Source organism: Nakamurella multipartita DSM 44233, from assembly GCF_000024365.1.
Classification (GTDB): Bacteria; Actinomycetota; Actinomycetes; order Mycobacteriales; family Nakamurellaceae; genus Nakamurella; species Nakamurella multipartita.
On record NC_013235.1, the window covers coordinates 5,497,387 to 5,517,894 of the forward strand.

Here is a 20,508-nt window from a genome sequence, read left to right on the forward strand (position 1 = left end):
GACCCGCGCGGATGAAGTCGTTGACTCGCTTCCCACCAGTCCCAAAAGGGGTGGGTTGAGCCGCGCAGGGGAAGTTGATCCGCGCGGGGGAATCGGGGGGCCAGTTGATCCGCGCGGGGGGATCGGGGGAAGTTGACGCGCGGGGGAATCGGGGGGCGGTCAGTCGGGGGTGGGGGTCTCCAGCCGGCGACGGCGGGCGACCTCGGCCAGCACGACGCCGGCGGCGACCGAGGCGTTGAGCGACTCGACCGAGCGGGCCATCGGGATGGACACGGTGACGTCGCAGACCGTGCGGGTCAGCCGGGCCAGGCCGCGGCCCTCGGAGCCGACGACGAGCACCAGCGGCGAGGTGGCCAGCTCGAACGAGTCGGTGTCGGTGGTGCCGTCGGCGTCCAGGCCGGCGATCATCAGGCCCTGGGCGGCGTAGTCCTTGAGGGTGCGGACCAGGTTGGTGCAGCGCGCCACCCGCAGCCGGGCGGCGGTGCCGGCCGACGTGCGCCAGGCCGAGGCGGTCATGCCGGCGCTGCGCCGTTCGGGCACGACGACGCCGTGCGCGCCGAACGCGGCGGCCGACCGGACGATCGCGCCCAGGTTCCGCGGGTCGGTGACGCCGTCGACGGCGACGATCAGTGCGGCCCGCCCCGAGTCCCGGGCCCGGCTGAGCAGATCCTCCGGGTGCGCGTACTGGTACGGCGGGACGACCAGGGCCACGCCCTGGTGGATGGCGTTGCCGGTGAGCCGGTCCAGCTCCGGACGCGAGACGTCCAGCTGCGGGATGCCCCGCTCGGCCGCGCCGGTGATGGCCTCGGCGATCCGCTCGTCGGTGGCCAGCCCGCCGGCCACGTACAGCGCGGTGGCCGGCACCCCGGCCCGCAGGGCCTCGACCACCGGGTTCCGGCCGACCACCGTCTCCGGCAGCTCGCCCCGCGGTCGGGTGGTCGGCCGCGAGTCCGGGCGGGGCTTGGACTTGGCGGCGGCGGCCGCCTTCCGGGAGGCCGGGTGGCCCTTGCGCATCTCCGCGGGCGGCGTCGGCCCCCGGCCTTCCAGCGCCCGCCGGGCCCGGCCGCCGCTGCCGATGACGGCACCCTTCTTGGTGCCCGTCTTGCGCATCGCGCCGCGGCGTTGGGAATTGCCGGCCATGTGGTGTCCTCCGGGTGGTGCGGCGGCCGCGGGCGGCCGGGATCAGGGCGGGGTCAGCGCGGGGTCAGAGCCGGTCCGGCGTCCCCGCGACGGACCACACCGGCCCGTCCTTGGTGTCCTCGATGGCGAAGCCGGCCGCGGCGACCTGGGTGCGGATCTCGTCGGCCCGGGCGAAGTCCCGGTCGGCCCGGGCCTGCGCACGTTCGGCCAGCAGGCCGTCCAGCAGCCGGCCGGTCGCCTCGACCAGCCGCCGGTCGACCTTGCGCTCCACCCACGGGGCCGCCCACGGGTCCAGGCCGAGCACCGCGACCATCGCCCGGACGGACGAGGCCAGCTCCTGCGCGGCGTCGTCGTCGGAGCGGGCCAGCGCGGCGTTGCCGGCGCGGACCTTCTCGTGCACCACGGCCAGCGCCCGCGGCACGCCGAGGTCGTCGTTCATCGCCTGCCGGAACGCGTCGGGCACCTCGCCGATCGGCACCCCGTCGGCGCCGGCGCCGGCCCGATCGGCGGCCCGGTGCAGGAACGCCTCGATCCGCTCGTAGGCCTTGGCCGCGTCGTCCAGGGCCTCCTGCGAATACTCGATCGACGACCGGTAATGCACGCTGATCAGGTAATACCGCAGGGCAACCGGCCGCACCTTTTCGGTGATGGTCGGCACCGACAGGATGTTGCCCAGGGATTTGGACATCTTTTCCCCGGCCATGGTGACCCAGTGCGAATGCATCCAGTAACGGGCGAAGACATCGCCCAGGCCGTGCGACTGCGCGGCCTCGTTCTCGTGGTGCGGGAAGATCAGATCCAGTCCGCCGCCGTGGATGTCGAATTCGGTGCCCAGGTAGGCGCGGGCCATCGCCGAGCATTCGATGTGCCAGCCCGGCCGCCCGCGGCCCCACGGTGAATCCCAGGACGGCTCGCCCGGCTTGGCCGCCTTCCAGAGGGTGAAATCCGCGGGATCGCGCTTTCCACCCGCCTCGGTCTCCCCCTGCACCATTTCGTCGATGCGCTGGCCGGACAGGAACCCGTAATCGGGCTGGGTGCGCACGGCGAAGTAGACGTCGCCCGCGGCGGCGTAGGCGTGCCCCGCCTCGATCAGCGCGGCGATCATCTCCAGGATCTGTGGGATGTGCCCGGTGGCCCGCGGCTCGACCGACGGGCGCAGGCATCCCAGCGTGTCGTAGGCGTCGTCGAAGCTGCGTTCGTGGGTGGTCGCCCACTCCCACCAGGGGCGGCCGGCCTCGGCCGCCTTGGTCAGGATCTTGTCGTCGATGTCGGTGACGTTGCGGACGTGCCGAACCTCGTAGCCGGTGAACTCCAGCCACCGTCGCAGCACGTCGTAGACGATGCCGGCACCACGCAGGTGACCGATGTGCGGATGCCACTGGACCGTCGCGCCACAGTTGTACAAGGACACGACACCCGGCTGCAGCGGCTCGAAGGGGCGCACCGACCGGGTGGCCGTGTCGTACAGGTGCAGGCTCTGGCTCACCCGTCGATGGTACGGGGCCTCACCCGACGCGCCGGTACACCCGGGCCTCCCACGGCGCGAGCAGCAGGGTCGGCGGTGCCGGATCGGGCGCGGGATCGGGCGCCGGGTAATTGCCCAGCACGAATTCGGCGGCGGCCCACTGGGCGGCCTCGGGCACCGGCGCGGGCACCGGGTCGCCGGAGAAATTCGCCACCACGAGCAGCGTCGTGCCGGCCAACGACCGGGTGAACGCGTACACGGTCGGGTCGTCCGGCAGCAGCATGGTGAAATCGCCGTCGACGACGGCGGGTTCGGCGTGCCGCAGCGCGATGACCGCCCGGTAGTGGGAGAACACCGAATCCGGATCGTCGACCTGGGCGCGGGCGTTGATCTGCGGGTAATTGGGATTGACGGCGATCCACGGCTCACCGGTGCTGAATCCGGCGGCCGGCGAATCGTCCCAGTGCATCGGGGTGCGGGCGTTGTCCCGGCTCAGCGGCCGCAGGGCCGCCAGCACCGCCGCGGGATCCGCGCCACCGGCCACCGCGCTTGCGTAGTAGTTGACCGATTCGATGTCCCGGAAATCCTCCGGGCCGGCGAACGGCACGTTCGTCATGCCCAGTTCTTCGCCCTGGTAGATGTAGGGCGTCCCGCGGTGCAGGTGCAGCACCGTGGCCAACATTTTCGCCGATTCGGTCCGGTACCGGCCGTCGTCGCCGAATCGCGACACCGCCCGGGGCTGGTCGTGGTTGTCCCAGTACAGGCTGTTCCAGCCGCGCTCGGCCAATCCCGCCTGCCAGCGACCCAGGCTGGCCTTCAGGTCCAGCAGGCGCAAGGGCCGGATATCCCATTTCCCGCCCGGACCCTGGTCGAGGCTGACATGTTCGAACTGGAAGACCATGTCGACCTCGCGCCGCTGCGGATCGGTGAACAGCACGGCCTCCTCGACCGTCACCCCGGGCATCTCGCCGACGGTCAGCACGTGTTCGGGCCGGCCGGCGAATACCTGCTCGTGCATTTCCTGCAGGAACTCGTGAATACGCGGTCCGCATTGGAACAGGGCCGAGCCGTCGCCGAGAACGCCGTGCGTCACCGGCCCGTCGGCCAGCGGCAGCTGCTTGGAAATCATGTTGATGACGTCCATGCGGAAACCGTCGACCCCGCGGTCGAGCCACCAACGCATCATCGCGTAGACGGCCTGGCGGACGTCCGGATTCTCCCAATTCAGGTCGGGCTGTTTGCGGGAGAAAAGATGCAGGTAGTACTCGCCGCTGGCCTCGTCGAATTCCCAGGCCGGACCGCTGAAGAACGAGGCCCAGTTGGTCGGCTCGGCCCCGGGCGCACCGGGCGCCATCCCCGGACGAGCGCCGCGCCACCAGTACCAGTCCCGGCGGGGACCGGCCGGGTCAGCCCGTGATTCGACGAACCACGGGTGCTCGTCGGAGGTGTGATTGACGACCAAGTCCATCACCAGTCGCATGCCGCGGTCGTGGACCCCGGCCAGCAACTCGTCGAAATCGGACAGGGTGCCGAAGACCGGCTCAATTCCCTGATAGTCGCTGATGTCGTAACCGTTGTCGTCCTGCGGCGAGGGATAGACCGGCGAGAGCCAGATAACGTCCACGCCCAGCCGGGCCAGATGGTCCAGCCGGGAGATGATCCCCCGCAGATCGCCGATTCCGTCCCCGTCGGAATCGGCGAAACTGCGCGGATAGATCTGGTAGACGACGGCCCGTTTCCACCAATCGGGACCGGATGCACGACTCACGACGGCCATCGGGTGCCTCAGCCGGCCGCGGCTTCGTACTTCTCGACGACGTCCGAGGGAATGCGCCCGCGCGCGGACACCGTGATCCCGTTGGCCGCGGCCCATTCCCGGACCGCCTTGGCGTCGACCTTGGCCGGTGCGGCCGCCGCCGCCGGCTTGGCGGCCGGCCGGCCGCCGCGAACCTTGCGCGCGGCCGCGGTGAATTCACCGAGCGCCTTTCGCAGCGCGGCGGCATTTCGCTTGTTCAAGTCGATTTCGTACGAGCGCCCGTCGAGGCCGAATCGCACGGTTTCCGCGGCTTTCGTGCCGTCCAGATCATCTGTCAGCGTCACCGTGGTCTGCTGCGCCATTGTGGTTTTCCGTACCTTCCACTGCCCGCCAAGCGAGAAAACCGCTCCTTGATCTGGACAATTCGGATGGCACCCGCTCAACGGGATCCCCTGGGAGACAGGGCAAGCCCGTGCTGGAACACGATCCGAAGAGGTCGACCCGAGTCGGCGGCCGGGGAATCCCGGCGTGTTGACCACGATAGCGCGTCGAGTGCGTGGTGGCCGCGCATCGATCAACGTCGCGCGGCCGGCCCTGACGCGAACTTTATTGACCGCCGGGCGAGAAGGTGGCCAGATTCAAGCGGGCGAATGTCAACGCCTCGGCCAGGTCGATCTCCCGGGCATCGGCGGTCTTGCCCCGGGTCGAGATCTCGACCACCACCGATCCGTCGAACCCGTTGCGGGCCAGGCCTTCCAGGATTTCCCCACACGGCTGGGCGCCCCGGCCGGGCACCAGGTGCTCGTCCTTGCTCGACCCCGAGCCGTCGGCCAGATGCAGATGGGCCAGCCGCTCGCCCATCTGGTCGGCCAACTCGATCGCGTCGGTGCCCGAGGTGGCGGTGTGCGACAGGTCCAGGGTGAACCAGCGGTGCCCGGCCGGAACCGGATTCCAATGCGGCCGGTAACTGTTCACCACCGTGCCCCGCACCTTCACCGGGAACATGTTCTCCACGGCAATGCGCACGGGCGTGCGGTCCTGCAATTCGGCGACGCCGTCGGTGAAATGGGCGGCCGCCGCCCGCTGCCAGAGAAAGGGCGGATGGACCACCACGGTGCCGGCACCCAGCCGCTCGGCCATGTCGATCGAGCGGGCCAGCTTGACCAGCGGGTCGGTCGACCACACCCGGGCGGTCACCAGCAGGCACGGCGAGTGCACCGAGAGCACCGGCAGGGCGTACTCGTCGACCAGCCCGGCCAAGGCCAGCGGGTCCTGGCTGACCGCCTCGGTCTGCACCATCACCTCGACGCCGTCGTACCCCAGTTCGGCGGCGCGGGCGAAGGCCCGGGCCGTCGACTCCGGATAGACGGCCGCCGTCGACATGCCGACCTTGATCGGCGGAATGCGGATCACCGGCCCCCGCCTGCCCACGTCACGACTGTTTCCCTCCGGTCCGGCGCGGCGGTCCCGGCCCCTGCGTCCGACACCCGACCACGCTACCGGGCGCCGACGAACCGGGTCAGGCCTCCAGCTTGTAGCCCAGGCCGCGCACGGTGACCAGGTAGCGGGGTTCCGCCGGGTCGGGCTCGATCTTGGCTCGCAGGCGTTTGACGTGCACGTCCAGGGTCTTGGTGTCGCCGACGTAGTCGGCCCCCCACACCCGGTCGATCAGCTGGCCCCGGGTGAGCACCCGGCCGGCGTTGCGGATCAGGTACTCGAGCAGGTCGAACTCCTTGAGCGGCAACGACGTCGGCACGCCGTGCACGCTGACCACGTGCCGGTCCACGTCCATCCGGACCGGACCGGCCTGCAGCACCGGCGAGTGGGCGTCGTCGGCGTCCGCCCCCCGGCGCAGCACGGCCCGGATGCGGGCGATCAGCTCCCGGGTCGAGTAGGGCTTGGTGATGTAGTCGTCGGCGCCCAGCTCCAGCCCGACGACCTTGTCGATCTCGCTGTCCTTGGCGGTCACCATGATCACCGGGACCGCGCCGCGGCCCCGCAGCTGCTTGCACACCTCGGTCCCGCTCATCCCGGGCAGCATCAGGTCCAGCAGCACGATGTCGGCACCGACCCGGTCGAAGGTCTCCAGCGCATCCGGACCGTTGGTAGCGATCTCCGTGCTGAAGCCCTCCTTGCGCAGCAGGAACGCCAACGGCTCGGCCATCGACTCCTCGTCCTCGACGATCAGGACCCGGGTCACGCGGCCACCTGTGCGGTTCTGACGTGGGCGCGGTCGGCGTGGATCATGCAGCTCCTCGGGGTGCGGACAGCGGAACGGACGGATCCGTTCCGGACGTCGAGGCGGCGTCGGTGCGGCCGTCCTCGGCACCGGCGTACGCCGGCAAGCTCAGGGTGAAGGTCGATCCGGTGCCCGGGCGGCTCCACACGGTGGCGAGGCCGCCATGGTTGGTCACCACCTGCTTGACGATGGCCAGCCCGAGGCCGGTCCCGCCGGTGGACCGGGACCGGGCCGGATCGGCCCGGAAGAAACGTTCGAAGACCCGCTCGGTGTGCTCCGGGGCGATGCCGACGCCGCGGTCGGTGACCGCCACCCGGACCATGCCCTCACCGGCGGTCCGGCTGATGGACACCTGGGTGCCGGCCGGCGAGTAGTTCACCGCGTTGGTGATCAGGTTGGTCAACGCCATGATCAGCAGGGCCCGGTCCCCGCGGACCAGCAGGCCGGACGGCCGGTCGGCGACGATCGCGATGCCGGCGTCCTCGGCGGCCGCGGCCACCCGGTTGATCGACTCCTCGACGACGGCGTCGATCTCGACGACCGTGGGGTCCGAGAGCGGGTCGGCCCCCTGCAGCCGGGACAGCGTGATCAGCTCGGAGACCAGCGCGCCAAGCCGGTGGGCCTCGTGATGCAGCCGGCCGGCGAAGTGCCGCACCGACTCCGGGTCGTCCGCGGAGTCCACGGTGGCCTCGGCGAGCAGCCCGATCGCCGCGACCGGCGTCTTGAGTTCGTGCGAGACGTTGGCGACGAAGTCGCGACGGACCGCCTCGACCCGCTGGGCGGCCGACTCGTCGGTGGCCGAGACCAGGATCCGGTTGTCGCCGAACGCCTGGACGACCGCGCGGACCACCATCGGCTGCGCGGACGAGGCGGTCAGCGACGGCGGCTGGGTGGGCCACAGTTCGACGTCGACCGGCTCACCGGAGATGGCGACCCGGTCGGCCGCGTCCCGGATCTGCGCGTCGACGATGCCGGCCGCGAGCACGCCCAGCTCGCGGGCCCGGGCGTTGGACAGCAGCGGCAGGCCCATGTCGCTGAGCACCAGGTAGCCGGTGCTGGAGCGGCGCAGGATCTCCCGCTCCAGCGGGACCGGGGCCGGCGGCTGCCGGGTCGGGTCCGACCGGCGCCGGCGGCGCAGCAGGGTCGCGGCCAGCGCGCCGAGGGCAAAAGCCACCACGGCAATCGCCACATATCCCACAGCCGACACACCGTGATGGTAGGTCGGATCACGACCCGATCCGACGCGCCGGTGGCCGACCGAACGACAAAGCGCGGCCACCGGCCTCGGGATTCATCCAGCGTTCACCGGACGTCCACGAACGATTCAGCGGCCCTGGTTGGCCACCGCGGTGATGGCCGCGGCCGCCGCCTCCGGATCCAGGTACTCGCCGCCGGCCTTGATCGGCTTGAAGTTCTCGTCCAGTTCGTACTTCAGCGGGATGCCGGTGGGCAGGTTCACCTTGGCAATGCCCTCGTCGCTGATCTCGTCCAGCATCTTGACCACGGCCCGCAGGGAGTTGCCGTGCGCCGCGACCAGCACGGTCTTGCCTTCCTTCAGGTCGTCGAAGATCGGCCCGTACAGGTAGGACTCCATCCGGGCGACGACGTCGGCCAGGCATTCGGTCTTCGGGGCGTCGTCGCCGAGATCGGCGTAACGGGGGTCCCCGGCCTGGGAGAACTCGTTGGTGTCGCTGATGGGCGGCGGCGGGGTGTCGTAGGACCGCCGCCAGAGCATGAACTGCTCCTCGCCGTAGGTATCCAGCGTCTGCTTCTTGTTCTTGCCCTGCAGGTCGCCGTAATGACGCTCGTTGAGCCGCCAGGACCGCCGCACCGGGATCCAGTGCCGGTCGGCCGCGTCCAGCGCCAGGTTGGCCGTCATGATGGCCCGGCGCAGCAGCGAGGTGTGCAGCACGTCGGGCAGGACCCCGGCGTCGGCGATCAGGCCGCCGCCCCGGATCGCCTCGGCCGTGCCCTTCTCGGACAGCGGGACGTCGACCCACCCGGTGAACTGGTTCAACGCGTTCCAGGTGCTTTCGCCGTGGCGCAACAGGATCAAGGTGTATGTCATGGGCCGATTCTCCCGCAGGCCGGGAGAACTCACCCGACGAGGCCCCGGCACCTCACACCGCCCGAACCCGGCCCGCATTGCCTCCACGGGCCGCGTCGGGGCCGGGTCGGGGCTCACCGCACTCCGGCCGGCTCGCGGGACTCGTCCGGGGCGTTCGGACCCCGGTCCGGGGCCGGGGCCGGGTCGGGCTCGCCGGCCGGGCCGGAGCCCGGGTTCGGCCCTTGATGCGGACCCTGGTTCGGCCCCGCGCCGGCCGGACCGCCCCGCCGGCGCAACCGGCGGACCGCCCACCAGGTGACGGCGACCACGAGCGCGATCAGCGGCAGCCAGGGCAGCAGGCCGCCGACCAGAGCGCCCAACCAGGACAGGAACTGGAGCAGGTTGTCCCAGCCGGCCTTGACCCCGGCGACGAACCCGTTGTCCGGTTCCGGTTCGACGACGCCGGGCCCGGGCAGGGTGACCGCGGTCAGCCCGACCGTGACGGTGGACATCGCGACCTGGCCCTGCAGGGCGGCCTGCTGCTGCTGCAGGGACTCGAGATCGGCCTCCCGGGTGGAAAGCTCGGACTCGATCGAGATGACGTCGGCGACGGTGGTGGCCTGGTCCAGCAGGGCCCGGACCCGGGCCACGCTGGCCGTCATGCTGGCGACCCGGCTGTTGACGTCGACGATCTGGGCGGTGACGTCCTGCGAGCTCTCGGTCCGGTTGGTCACCGAGCCGAGCGCGGCCAGCTTGTCCAGGACCGCGTCGTACTGGTCGGCCGGCACCCGCACGGTGACCGTCAGTTGCGAGCCGCCGCCGTCCGCGGCGGCCACGAAACCACCCGCGGTGGTGGCGATGCCACGCACCGTGCCGGCGGTGGCCGCGACCAGATCGGCCCGGGCCTTGGCGTTGGCCTCGCGGTCGGCGGTGGCGTCGTCGGTGGCCGGGACGGGCTCGGCCTCCAGGCGCAGGGCCAGGTCGGCCACCCGGATCACCGAGGTGCCGCCCACCTGCCCGGTGATCGGCAGCTGGCCCGTCGATCCGGCCGAGGCGTCGGCCGCGCCGCCGGCCGCGCCACCGGCCGACTCCCCGATCGATGCGGCCTCACTCGGCCCGTCCGGAGCGGCGGCCCGTTCCGGCGCCTGGGTGGCCGCCGCGGCGGCACTGGTCTGGTCGGCCGCCCCGACGGTGGAGCTGGCCGAACCCGAACTGCAGGCCACCACCACGCTCAGCGCCAGCGCCCCCAGCAGCGCCGATCCGCCGACGCGCAGCGCGCCGCGTCCGGTCCGTCGTCCCCTCATGGCCATCCTCCATCGGCTCGACACCGCCGCCGCTGACGCGGTGGGCTGCCGGGAGGACGGAGGTCAGCGGTTCAGCGGCTGCACGGCCAAGGTCACGGTTGGGCAACGACGGAACCCGGCCGGGCGCCGATCAGGGCAGGTCGGGCTCGTCGCAGTCGGGCAGCGGGGTGCCGTCGGTCGCGGTGGCGAAACCGTTCTTGGCGGTCAACACGGCCGACAGGTCCGCGCAGGACACCGGCTTGATCGGTGCCGGCGGGTCGGTCGGGGCCGGGTCGCCGGTCGACTCCGCGGTGGTTGATTCAGCGCTGGCCGACTCCGCAGTGGCCGACTCCGCAGTGGTCGACTCCGCAGTGGTCGAGTCAGCGGACGACTCGGCCGCGGAGGACTCGGCCGTGGAGGACTCGGCCGTGGACGACTCGGTGGCGGGGGGCGCAGCGGTCGCGGACGGCGATGCGGTCGTGCCGGTCGCGCTCGATTCCGTCGAGGTCCCCGATGACGTCCCCGATGATGACGTCGGCGCCAAAGACGACGGGCTGGCCGAGGTGGTCGGCGATCCCGTCGTGGTTGCGGGCGAGGTGGTGGTGGTGGTCGGTGTCGGGCTGGTCGAGTCGGCTGAGGTCGCCGTGGTGGTCACCGAGGTCGAAGACCCAGTGGTCGCGGTCGTCGGGACCGGAGCGGTCGTGGCGGTGACCGATGACGGCGGGGCGGCGGGCGGCGTGGGGGTCGCTTCGGCCGGGGGCGCGGTGGTCGCAGCCGGCGGGGTCGGCGTGCTCACCGGTGGCACCTCGGCAACCGGGACGGGCACGGTGACCACCGGCGCGGGCGCCGGGTACGGCACCGGGCGGATCCGGGGGATGTTCGGCGTGTAGGTCGGCGACGAGCCGGAGCCGGCGGCGACCGCCCCGCTGAACGAGGTGATGCTCGAGCGGTAGGTGGGCGCCGTGTACGAGTAGGTCCGCACGATCGAGGAGAAGTCGGCCACGCCGGACGGGCGGACCGCGGCGCCGGTCCAGTAGCGGTGCACCCGGTCGTCCATGTCGGTGCGGGTCAGCGGCACGATGTGCACGGGGGTGCCGACCCAGGACGCTTCCAGGATGTAGGGCCGGCCACCGAAGGTGCCCAGGTAGACGGCCACGTGCCCGGGGAAGCCGACGATGTCGCCGGGCAGCGCCTGCGACCAGCTGACCGAGACCCCGGCCGATCGCTGCGAACCGGAGTCACCGGGGGTCTGGTACCCGGCCATGCCCAGCACGTATGCGGTCAGGCCCGAGCAGTCGAAGCCGATCTCGGGTCCGCAGCTGTTGTAGTCGCCGCCGCCGCGGGCGCAGCCGTTGTTGGGGCCGGCGCCGGAGCCGCCGCCACCCCAGACGTAGGGCAGGCCGAGCGCGCTGAACCCGGCCGCCAGCCCGGCAGCGACCTGGGGGGTGGGCGCGGTGATCGTCTGCCCGGCCAGGGCGCCGGAGACATAGGGGTTATTGGGGACCTTGACCGTGGTGCCGGTGGCCAGCACGGCCGAGTTGACGGCGGTGGTCGAGGCGCCGCCGCCGGTCGAGCCGAAGTACTTGCGAAACAGGAAGAAGAAGTTGCGGTTGCCGTAGGCCGAGCAGGCGTCGCCCGCGCCGGGGTAGGCGGCCAGGGACGCGGCGTTGGGCTGGTACGGCGTGTAGTTGTACAGCGACGCGGTGGCCTGGTTCTTGATCGTCACCGGGGCGCCGCCGCAGCCGGACTCGGCGACGTTCCACAGGATGGTGACCGTCTGGCCGGCCTGGTAGTTGTACTTGCCCGGATCGACCCGGTACCGGGCCCACTGCTTGGCCATGCCGTAGCCCTGGTTGAAGAAGCCGGCGTAGGCGGGGTCGCAGTTGGCGGTGCCGCCGGGCCCGCTGTCCGGGCAGTGCCAGCCCCAGGCCGCGTTGTAGGAGGCGGCGGTGGTGTCGGTCCGGCTGAGCAGGCCGGACTCCTTCTGCAGGGTGACCAGCATGACCTGCGGATTGATGCCGCAGGCGGTGGAGAACTTGGCGATGACCGTGGCCGCGTCCTCGTTGGTCCCGCCCGGATACGCCTGGCAGTACTGGTCGGCCGGCTGGCTGGTGGTGCTGATCCGCAGGTTCTTCAGACAGGCGGCGGCGGTGCAGCCCTCCCCCTCGGACAGCAGGAAGGTGCGGATCTGATCGGCCGTCATCGCCGAGCTGTTGTAGAAGACCGCGTCCGAGATGATGTTCCCCGGATCGAAGGCCGACCCGGTGGCGGCCTGCTCGGCCGGGGCCGGCGTGCAGGTCACCTCGTCCTGCTGGATCGAGACCGCGTCCATCAACTGGTCGACCAGCGCGCCGGCCATGTCGGAGTACTCGGCGAAGCGCCACCCGGTGGTGGTCTTCTGGACCACGTCGCCGATCTCGTCGTCGGAGCGGGCATCGGTGTCGTATCCGGGCACCTGCTTGATCAGCTGGTCGTAGAACATCCAGGCGGCGCCGCCCGGCTCGGTCCGCCGGTACTGGGTGTAGGTGACCGGGTTCTGCTGGAACAGGCCGAGCCATTCCTTGTTGACCGCCTCCGGCCGCAGGCTGGACTGCTCGGTGGCCACCGCGATGCCGATCCGGATGCCGCGCTTGCTGATGCCCATCTGCTTGCCGACGGCGATGACGGTGGCGGCCATCTTGACCTGCTCACCGTCCAGCGCGACGCCGGCGAACACCCCGCCGTCGGCCAGGTCGGCAGGCAACCCCTGCAGGTTGCCCAACGGGGCCGGGGTGCCGGAGCCGGAGACCGGGGTGGATTCCTGACCGGGAGCGCAGATCGGCAGGGCCGAGCCGAGGCTGACGCTGCTGGGACCGATGGGACCCACGGCTAGGGCGGAGGCCGACGGCACGGCCAGGGCCATCACGACCGCGCCGACCGCGGCGCCGGCCAGGACCCGCACCGACAGGGCCGAACGTTCGACCGGTGGCTGGGCCGGCACGGGCGGTTCGTAGGAGGGACGCTGGGTCAGCGGCAGCCAACCGTCCGGAATTCCGGCCGGCGGGGACCGGCGGCGCAGCGGTCGGACGGCGCGCGTGAGCGCGTCACGTACCCGACGCTGTCGCCCGGTCAAGGGCACTCCCCCAGGGTCTCGTCACGTGCCTGGACCGTCCTCAGCCCGGTGAGGACGATACTCGACCACGCTGTGTGGTGTGATTTCGATAATAGTGACCTAGGGTGCTTGACCGAATCCATCGTTCGAGTGCAGATAACCCATTTGCTGACCCTGACGGGCGAAATCTAGCTCGCATCGATGAGATGTCGGAAGGCAGTGAGGTTCGCGACGGACTGACCGCGTGACGTCCGCCAGGCCCACTCACGCCGGATGGCCGAGGCGAACCCCCGTTCCAGGATGGCGTTGAAGTCGGCGTCCGAGGTGGCCAGGACCACGCCCAGCACCGTGTTCAGTTCGTCGGCGGTGATCGACCCGCGGCCGAGCCGGCCGACCAGATGGATGTCGCCGTCACCGTCCACGGCGTAGGCCACCGAGCGAAGCTGGGCGTTGCGCTGCAGCAGGAACCGGTAGACCTGTTCGGTGTTCTCGTCGGGCTTGCGGCACACGAACGACTCGATCAGGACGTGGTGCTCGCCGACGACCAGCCATACCAGCGTGCGATGCCGCCGCTCGCCGGGCAGCGTGATCAGGAACGCGTCGTCCTCGGGGCGGGCGAAATCGACCCCCAGGTCGGTCAGCGCGGCGGCGATGTCGTCGGGGCTCATCGGCCGGCCACCCGGGCCAGCGGGCTGCCGTTCGCCTCGATCCGGCCGATCTGATCTATCCGGGCGATCCCGGTCCGGCCCTGGTCCACCCGGGCGCCGTCGCGGGCGGCCCGGTAGCTACGCAGCAGGCCGTCGACGGTCGCGTCCCAGGAGAACTGGGCGGCCTGCTGCCGGGCACCCACCGAGAGGCGATCCCGCCGGGGCGCGTCGAGGGTGACCGCGGCCAACGCGTCGGCCCACCGACCCGGGTCGTGACCGTTGACCAACGACCCGCTGACGCCGTCGGCCACGGCCACCGTGAGGCCGCCGACCGCGGCCGCGACCACCGGCGTCCCCGACGCCTGGGCCTCGATCGCCACCAACCCGAAGGACTCGTTGTAGCTGGGCACGGCGACCACGTCGGCGGCCCGGTAGATCACGGCCAGCTCGGCGGCCGGCACCGCCGGCCGGAAGTCGATCGTGTCGCGGCTGCCGAGCAGGTCGACCAGCTCGTGCAGTTGATGCCCGGGCCGGCGGCCGGCGCCGGAGGCGCCGCCCACGATGACCAGCCGCCATCGCTGGTCGGGGTACCGGTCGGCCAGCTGATGCACCGCCCGCACCACCACGTCCGGTCCCTTGAGCGGCTGGATGCGGCCGGCGAAGACGATGACCTTCTCGTCCGGCCCGATGCCCAGCGCCTGCCGGGCCGCGGCCCGGTCACCCGGGCTGAACACCTCGGTGTCCACCCCCGGGGGGACCACGTCGATCAACCGCTCGTCCGCGCCGTACAGGCCGACCAGCTCGGCCCGCTCGGCGGCGGTGTTGGCGATCAACCGATCCGCCTCGACCACCACCTGCTCCTCGCCGATGATCCGGCCGCGCGGTTCGGGGTCGTCACCCTCGGCCATGGCCGCGTTCTTGACCTTGGCCAGGGTGTGCGCGGAGTGCACCAGCGGCACTCCCCAGCGGTCCTTGGCCAGATACCCGACCTGGCCGGAGAGCCAGTAGTGCGAGTGCACGAGGTCGTAGTGGCCGGGGGCGTTGCGGGCCTCGGCGCGCATCACCCCGGCGGCGAACGAGCACAGCTGCCCGGGCAGATCTTCCTTGTCCAGGCCCTCGAACGGCCCGGCCACGATGTGCCGGACGAGCACCCCGGGCACCATCTCCACGATGGGCGGCAAGTCGCTGGAGGTGGCCCGGGTGAAGATCTCCACCTCGACCCCGCGCGCGGCCAGCCGGCGGGCGGTGGCCTCGATGTAGACATTCATCCCACCCGCGTCGCCGGTCCCCGGTTGGGCCAGCGGCGAGGTGTGCAGCGAGATCGCGGCCAGGCGTCGGATCGGCGGATCAGCCGGCCCGCCACCGTCCGGGGGGATGAAGGCGGAGGCGTCGTCCTCGGCCGCGGAGTGCTTGCCCATGTCGAGGTCACGGTACGCCCGGCCGGCGTCGCCCCGCCCGGGCCCCCGCAGCCGCCGGCGCTACAGCGCCGACAGTTTCTGCCAGTCGGCGAAGGAGTAGATCCAGTCGTAGATGGAGTCCTTCTCGCTCATCTGCGCGCCAGTGTTGCTCACGATCACCGGGTCGCCGTACAGGGCCGAGTTGTAGTACTCCTCGGCGTCGCCGACGCCCATGTTGATGCAGCCGTGCGAGACGTTCTCCTTGCCCAGGTAGGGCGTGGTCAGCGCGTTCTCGTGGATGAACTCGCCGTTGTTGTTGATCCGGACGGCCCACTTCTCCTCGACGTTGCAGTAGTCGAACTCCGGGTTGCACATGGAGAAGGTGGGGTATTTCTCGGTCACCACGTGGATGCCGCTGACCGTGGCCCGGCCGGGCACCGACTCCTTGCCGTAGGACACCGGATAGTTCTTGACCACCTGGTCGTCGACCAGCACGACCATGTGGAACGTGGTGACGTCGGCCTGGACGACCTGCTTGCGCCCGACGGTGAAGTCCGTGGAGATGTCCTCCTTGCCCCAGGCGCCGCCGCCGTAGTTCACGCCCTGCAGGTTGGCCTCCACGTGCACGTTGGTGTTGGCCGGCCAGAACTCGGCCGGCCGGAAGTGCACGATCGACTGCTTGACCCCGGTGCCCTGGATGTCCTCGTCCTGCAACCAGCCCCAGGAGCCCTTGATGTCGCCCTTGTCGGTGGTCAGCTTGAAGGTGGCCTGCGCGGCCGCCTTGTCGGTGATGGCCTCGGCGAAGGTGATGATCACCGGCGCGGCCACCCCGACGGTCGTGCCGGACGGGATCTGGAACGAGGCCCGCGGGGTCTTCTCCGGCTTGACCGTCTGCAGCGTCCCGGTGAACGGCACCTCGTTGCCGTCGGTGTCCACCGCGGTGCCGTTGAAGGTGTAGGTGGTGTTGTAGCTCAGCCGCTGACCGAGGGTCCAGGTGGCCTTGTCCTCGGAGATGGTGCCGGTCACGGTCGATCCGTCGTCGCCGGTGACCGTCAGGTCCTTCATGGTCGCCGAGAACAGGGTGACGGTGACCGGGTCGGCCGGGGCCACGTCGGTGGAGCCGAACTTGGGCTTGGAACTCACCCGGACCTTGGTGTTCAGGGCCGTCGACTCGCTGGTCGGCGCGGCCGACTGGTCCAGACCGGAGACGGTGACCGGGGCGCCGGCGGTCGAGGTGACCGTGACCACGACGTCACCCTGGGAGCCGCAGGCACTGACCGCGAGCAGCGTGGCCAACGCCAGCGCGATCCAGCCGACGCGACGCCGGGCCGACCACCGGGTTCGGCTCGCTCGATCCGACCGCAGGAACGTTCGACGCACCGCGCGCTCCCTTCACCAGTGTTGCCCGCTCGGTCTGCTCCGCTTGTCCGTTCACGGTAAGCCGCGTTCGTAAGGTCCCGGTGACGCGGGTGAGTCCTCGCGCCCAGAACGCTGACTACCCTGTCCCGGGTGTCCACCCCCGTCCGCCTCGCCGACCTGACCACCTTGCATCTGGGCGGCCCGGCCCCGGCGCTGTCCGAGGCGCACACCGCCGACGACGTCAAGCGCATCGTCGGCCAGGCCGACCACACCGGGACCGGAGTGCTGGTGCTCGGCGGCGGCTCCAACCTGGTGGTGGCGGACGCGGGCATCGATGTGCCGGTCGTGCGGATCGCGATCAAGGGCGTCCGGGTCGAGCCGGCGACCGGGTCCGGTCCGGCCCGAGTGACCATCGGCGCCGGCGAGAACTGGGACGAGGTCGTCGCGCAGCTGACCGCGGACGGCTTCGGCGCGCTGGCCCCGTTGTCCGGCATCCCGGGCTCGTCCGGCGCGACCCCGGTGCAGAACGTCGGCGCCTACGGCACCGAGATCGCCGAGATGTTGCACTCGGTCACCCTCTACGACCGGCCCTCCGGCGCGATCTTTTCCGCCCCGGCCGCCGACCTGCAGCTGCGCTACCGCAGCTCGACCCTGCGCGGCACCCAGCGCGGGGTGATCACCGACATCACCCTGGAGCTGACCCGCGGCCCCGTCGTGGTCAAGTACGCCGAACTGGCCCGCACCCTCGGGGTCCAGCCGGGGGCACTCGCCCCCGCGCAGCGGGTCCGGGAGGCGGTGCTCGACCTGCGCCGGGCCAAGGGCATGGTGCTGGACCCGGCCGATCCGGACACCCGCAGCGTCGGGTCCTTCTTCACCAACCCGATCCTGGACGCCGATCAACTGGCCCGCACCGACCGGGCCATCCGGGACCGGCTGGGTACCGAGGCCAGCTACCCCCGGTACCCGGTGCCGGACGAACCGGCCCGGGCCGGGCGGGTCAAGCTGTCGGCGGCGTGGCTGATCGAGCGGGCCGGCTTCACCAAGGGGCACCCCGGGCCCGGCGGGCGGGTGTCCATCTCCGGCAAGCACACCCTGGCCCTGGTCAACCGGGGTGGCACGACGGCCGACCTACTGGCCCTGGCCGCGCAGATCCGGGACGGCGTGGAAGCCGCCTTCGGGGTGCGGCTGGAGCCCGAGCCGATGCTGATCGGGGTCCAGCTGCCCGGCTGACACCCGGCGGCCCGCACCCGGGTCGGGCGAGCCGATGACCCCAGCGGACCCGCCGAGCCGGGGTTAGGGTCGTTCTCTCACGACGGCGTAGAGAAAGGGCAGGTCCGGTGGGCGAAAAAATCGCACTGGAAAACGTCATCAACGGTGAAACGGTTGCGGCGGCAGACGGGGCGACGCTGGACATCATCGATCCGAGCACCGGTTCGGTGTACGCGACGTCGCCGCTGTCCGGGGCGCAGGATGTGGATCGCGCCTACGCCGCGGCGACCGAGGCGTACGCGTCCTGGCGATGGGCCACCCCCGGCGAGCGGCAGCACGCGCTGCTCAAATTCGCCGACCACATCGAGGCGAACGCCGACGAGCTGGTCGCCGTCGAGGTGCAGGACACCGGCAAGCCGACCGCGCTGACCCTGTCCGAGGAGATCGGCCCGATGGTCGATCAGCTGCGGTTCTTCGCCGGCGCCGCCCGCGTCCTGGAGGGCAAGTCCTCCGGCGAGTACATGCGCGGGTTCACCTCCTCGATCCGCCGCGAACCGGTCGGCGTCGTCGGCCAGGTCGCGCCCTGGAACTACCCGATGATGATGGCCGTCTGGAAGATCGCGCCGGCCCTGGCCGCCGGCTGCACGGTCGTGCTCAAGCCGTCGGACACCACCCCGGCCAGCTCGGTCTGGATGGGCAAGGCGCTGCAGGAGTTCTACCCGCCGGGCGTGGTCAACGTCGTCTGCGGCGACCGGGACACCGGGGCGGCGCTGACCTCGCACCGGGCGCCGGCGCTGGTCTCGATCACCGGCTCCACCGGGGCCGGCATCGCGGTGGCCACCGCGGCGGCCAAGAACCTGACCCGCGCCCACCTCGAACTGGGCGGCAAGGCCCCGGTCGTCGTCTTCGACGACGCCTCGATCGAGGACGCCGTCGAGGGCATCGCCACGGCCGGCTACTTCAACGGCGGCCAGGACTGCACCGCGGCCACCCGGGTCATCGCCCAGGCCGGGATCTACGACGACTTCGTCGCCGCGCTCAGCGCGAAGGCGAAGGAGACGAAGACCGGCAGCCCGAACGACGAGGACATCCTGTTCGGCTCGATCAACAACGCCAACCAGCTGGCCCACATCGCCGGCATGGTGCAGCGGGCCGGCAACAACGCCGAGATCACCGCCGGCGGCGCCCCGCTGGACCGCCCCGGCTACTACTTCCCGGCGACGGTGGTGGCGGGCGTGCACCAGAAGGACGAGATCGTCCAGAACGAGGTGTTCGGCCCGGTCATCACGGTGCAGAAGTTCGACACCGAGGACCAGGCCCTGGAGTTCGCCAACGACATCGACTACGGCCTGGCCTCCTCGGTGTGGACCAAGAACGTGGACACCGCGGGCCGGATGTCGGCGCGGCTGGACTTCGGCTGCGTGTGGATCAACACCCACATCCCGCTGGTCGCCGAGATGCCGCACGGCGGGTTCAAGAAGTCCGGCTACGGCAAGGACCTGTCGATGTACGGGTTCGAGGACTACACCCGGATCAAGCACGTCATGCACTACCACGGCTACACCGGCTGAGCCGGCGCCCGCCCGGGCTGATCAACTCGGCGATTCGCGTCCGGATTGCCCCGCTTCGCGGCCGCGTGGATCAGCCCGGGCTCGGTGAGCCGGTCGTCACCGGCAGGCGTTGGTAGCCGCGCAGGGTCAGGCTGATCCGGCGCATGCCCGACCCGGCCCGGCCCAGCCGCGGGTACCGGCGCAGCAACGCCGGGAACGCGACCTGGCCCTCCAGCCGGGCCAGCGGCGCCCCGAGGCAGTAGTGGATCCCGGCGCCGAAGGCGAGCGACCCGCCCTGCGCCCGGGTCAGGTCGAGCCGGTCCGGCTCGGTGAACCGGGCCGGATCCCGATTCGCCGCGCCGATGCACACCGTCAGCTTCTCCCCCGCGGCCACCTCGGTCTCGCCGATCAGCAAGGGCCGCAAGGCCTTCCGCCGGGCGATCTGCACCGGGGAATCGAACCGGAGCAACTCGTCGACGGCCGGTTCGGCGAGCTCGTCCGGCGCCGACCGCCAGCGCCGTAGCTGGTCGGGGTGACCGAGCAGGCTGACCAGCCCGTTGCCCAGCAGGTGGGTGGCGGTCTCGAAACCGGCGGCGAACAGCAGCGCGGCCATGGTCACCACCTCGTCGCGGCGCAACCCGTCGGCGCCGGTCGCGACCAGCGCGCTCATCAGGTCCTCCCGTGGCCGGGCCCGCCGCTCGTCGGCCAGATCGCCGAGATAGGAGCACATCTCGGTGGCCGCGGCATCGGCCTTGGCCAGCACCCGCGGGGTGGTCACGTCCAGCACGTGCGTCCAGTCCCGGGCCAGTTTCTGGAACGGCGGCTGGTCGGCCCGGGGCACCCCGAGCAGCTCGCCGATCACCGCGATCGGCAGCGGGAAGGCGAACGCGGCGATGAAATCGGCCTCGCCGTCCAGCGTCTCGAGCAACTCGCCGACGACGCCGGCGACCGCCGGGCGCAGCGCGGCCGTGCGCCGCGGGGTGAACGCGCCACTGACGATCCGACGCAGCCGAGTGTGCACAGGCGGATCCAGGCCGAGCAGGCTGGTGCCGAACAGCCGCAGCGCGGGGTGCTCGCGCCAGTCCGGCACCCGCGCACCCCCGACATCGTCGGAATGGCCGACGTCCGGACTGCGCAGCGCGGCCGAGCAGTCGGCGAACCGGGTGATCATCAGCGATCCGTCGCCGAGTCGGGGCAGCACCGGCAGCGCCAGCAGCTCGCGGTAGACCGGATAGGGATCGTCCCGGCCGGCCCGGGACACGAACGCGGCCAGCAAGGATTCGGCGGCAACGCTGTCGGTGAGCACGCGTGTCCTTCCCGGGTCG

16 protein-coding genes are annotated in these 20,508 nt (G+C 71.4%); 2 read left to right on the forward strand and 14 right to left on the reverse strand.

What is annotated here, in order from left to right; all coding sequences use genetic code 11:
• Nucleotides 1-159: 159 nt before the first annotated feature.
• From rlmB to NAMU_RS24480, 13 genes are all read right to left on the reverse strand, one after another.
• On the reverse strand, nt 160-1,140 hold the full coding sequence (gene rlmB / locus NAMU_RS24420) for a 23S rRNA (guanosine(2251)-2'-O)-methyltransferase RlmB (protein ID WP_015750007.1): 981 nt from the start codon (nt 1,138-1,140) through the stop codon (nt 160-162).
• A gap of 64 nt (nt 1,141-1,204) precedes the next feature.
• Nucleotides 1,205-2,626 carry a cysteine--tRNA ligase gene (cysS, locus tag NAMU_RS24425; RefSeq protein WP_015750008.1) on the reverse strand — a complete coding sequence of 474 codons (1,422 nt, stop codon included), beginning with the start codon at nt 2,624-2,626 and terminating at the stop codon, nt 1,205-1,207.
• A 19-nt stretch (nt 2,627-2,645) separates the two neighbouring features.
• Nucleotides 2,646-4,382 carry a glycoside hydrolase family 13 protein gene (locus NAMU_RS24430; RefSeq protein WP_015750009.1) on the reverse strand — a complete coding sequence of 579 codons (1,737 nt, stop codon included), beginning with the start codon at nt 4,380-4,382 and terminating at the stop codon, nt 2,646-2,648.
• Between the two features lie 8 nt (nt 4,383-4,390).
• Entirely contained in the window at nt 4,391-4,723 is a 333-nt protein-coding gene (locus tag NAMU_RS24435) for a histone-like nucleoid-structuring protein Lsr2 (RefSeq protein ID WP_015750010.1), read from the reverse strand.
• Nucleotides 4,724-4,967: 244 nt separating this feature from the next.
• Nucleotides 4,968-5,774, reverse strand: coding sequence for a sugar phosphate isomerase/epimerase family protein (locus NAMU_RS24440; RefSeq protein ID WP_015750011.1), 807 nt, complete (start codon nt 5,772-5,774; stop codon nt 4,968-4,970).
• A 106-nt stretch (nt 5,775-5,880) separates the two neighbouring features.
• Nucleotides 5,881-6,561 carry a response regulator transcription factor gene (locus tag NAMU_RS24445; protein ID WP_015750012.1) on the reverse strand — a complete coding sequence of 227 codons (681 nt, stop codon included), beginning with the start codon at nt 6,559-6,561 and terminating at the stop codon, nt 5,881-5,883.
• A gap of 43 nt (nt 6,562-6,604) precedes the next feature.
• Nucleotides 6,605-7,807: a sensor histidine kinase gene (locus NAMU_RS24450; RefSeq protein WP_138180459.1), complete on the reverse strand. Its 1,203-nt coding sequence runs from the start codon at nt 7,805-7,807 to the stop codon at nt 6,605-6,607.
• A gap of 117 nt (nt 7,808-7,924) precedes the next feature.
• Nucleotides 7,925-8,668, reverse strand: coding sequence for a phosphoglyceromutase (locus NAMU_RS24455; RefSeq protein ID WP_015750014.1), 744 nt, complete (start codon nt 8,666-8,668; stop codon nt 7,925-7,927).
• Between the two features lie 113 nt (nt 8,669-8,781).
• Nucleotides 8,782-9,951: a DUF4349 domain-containing protein gene (locus NAMU_RS27860; protein ID WP_015750015.1), complete on the reverse strand. Its 1,170-nt coding sequence runs from the start codon at nt 9,949-9,951 to the stop codon at nt 8,782-8,784.
• A 130-nt stretch (nt 9,952-10,081) separates the two neighbouring features.
• Nucleotides 10,082-13,042, reverse strand: coding sequence for a C40 family peptidase (locus tag NAMU_RS30710; RefSeq protein WP_015750016.1), 2,961 nt, complete (start codon nt 13,040-13,042; stop codon nt 10,082-10,084).
• A gap of 167 nt (nt 13,043-13,209) precedes the next feature.
• Nucleotides 13,210-13,689 (reverse strand): type III secretion system chaperone family protein, encoded by a 480-nt coding sequence (locus NAMU_RS24470; RefSeq protein WP_015750017.1) that lies wholly within the window; start codon nt 13,687-13,689, stop codon nt 13,210-13,212.
• On the reverse strand, nt 13,686-15,086 hold the full coding sequence (mshA, locus tag NAMU_RS24475) for a D-inositol-3-phosphate glycosyltransferase (RefSeq protein WP_015750018.1): 1,401 nt from the start codon (nt 15,084-15,086) through the stop codon (nt 13,686-13,688). Before mshA ends, NAMU_RS24470 begins: the two co-directional genes overlap by 4 nt.
• Before the next feature lie 60 nt (nt 15,087-15,146).
• Nucleotides 15,147-16,445, reverse strand: coding sequence for a L,D-transpeptidase (locus NAMU_RS24480; protein ID WP_015750019.1), 1,299 nt, complete (start codon nt 16,443-16,445; stop codon nt 15,147-15,149).
• 129 nt (nt 16,446-16,574) lie between these two features.
• Between NAMU_RS24480 and NAMU_RS24485 the strand changes: the two genes are divergently transcribed.
• Together NAMU_RS24485 and NAMU_RS24490 are read left to right on the forward strand one after the other, a co-directional pair.
• On the forward strand, nt 16,575-17,654 hold the full coding sequence (locus tag NAMU_RS24485) for a UDP-N-acetylmuramate dehydrogenase (RefSeq protein WP_015750020.1): 1,080 nt from the start codon (nt 16,575-16,577) through the stop codon (nt 17,652-17,654).
• Between the two features lie 107 nt (nt 17,655-17,761).
• The gene (locus NAMU_RS24490; RefSeq protein WP_015750021.1) at nt 17,762-19,204 is read left to right on the forward strand and encodes a gamma-aminobutyraldehyde dehydrogenase; all 1,443 of its coding nucleotides are present in this window, start codon (nt 17,762-17,764) and stop codon (nt 19,202-19,204) included.
• Between the two features lie 70 nt (nt 19,205-19,274).
• Here NAMU_RS24490 and NAMU_RS24495 read toward each other — a convergent pair whose 3' ends face one another.
• Nucleotides 19,275-20,489 carry a cytochrome P450 gene (locus tag NAMU_RS24495; RefSeq protein ID WP_015750022.1) on the reverse strand — a complete coding sequence of 405 codons (1,215 nt, stop codon included), beginning with the start codon at nt 20,487-20,489 and terminating at the stop codon, nt 19,275-19,277.
• Between the last annotated feature and the right edge of the window lie 19 nt (nt 20,490-20,508).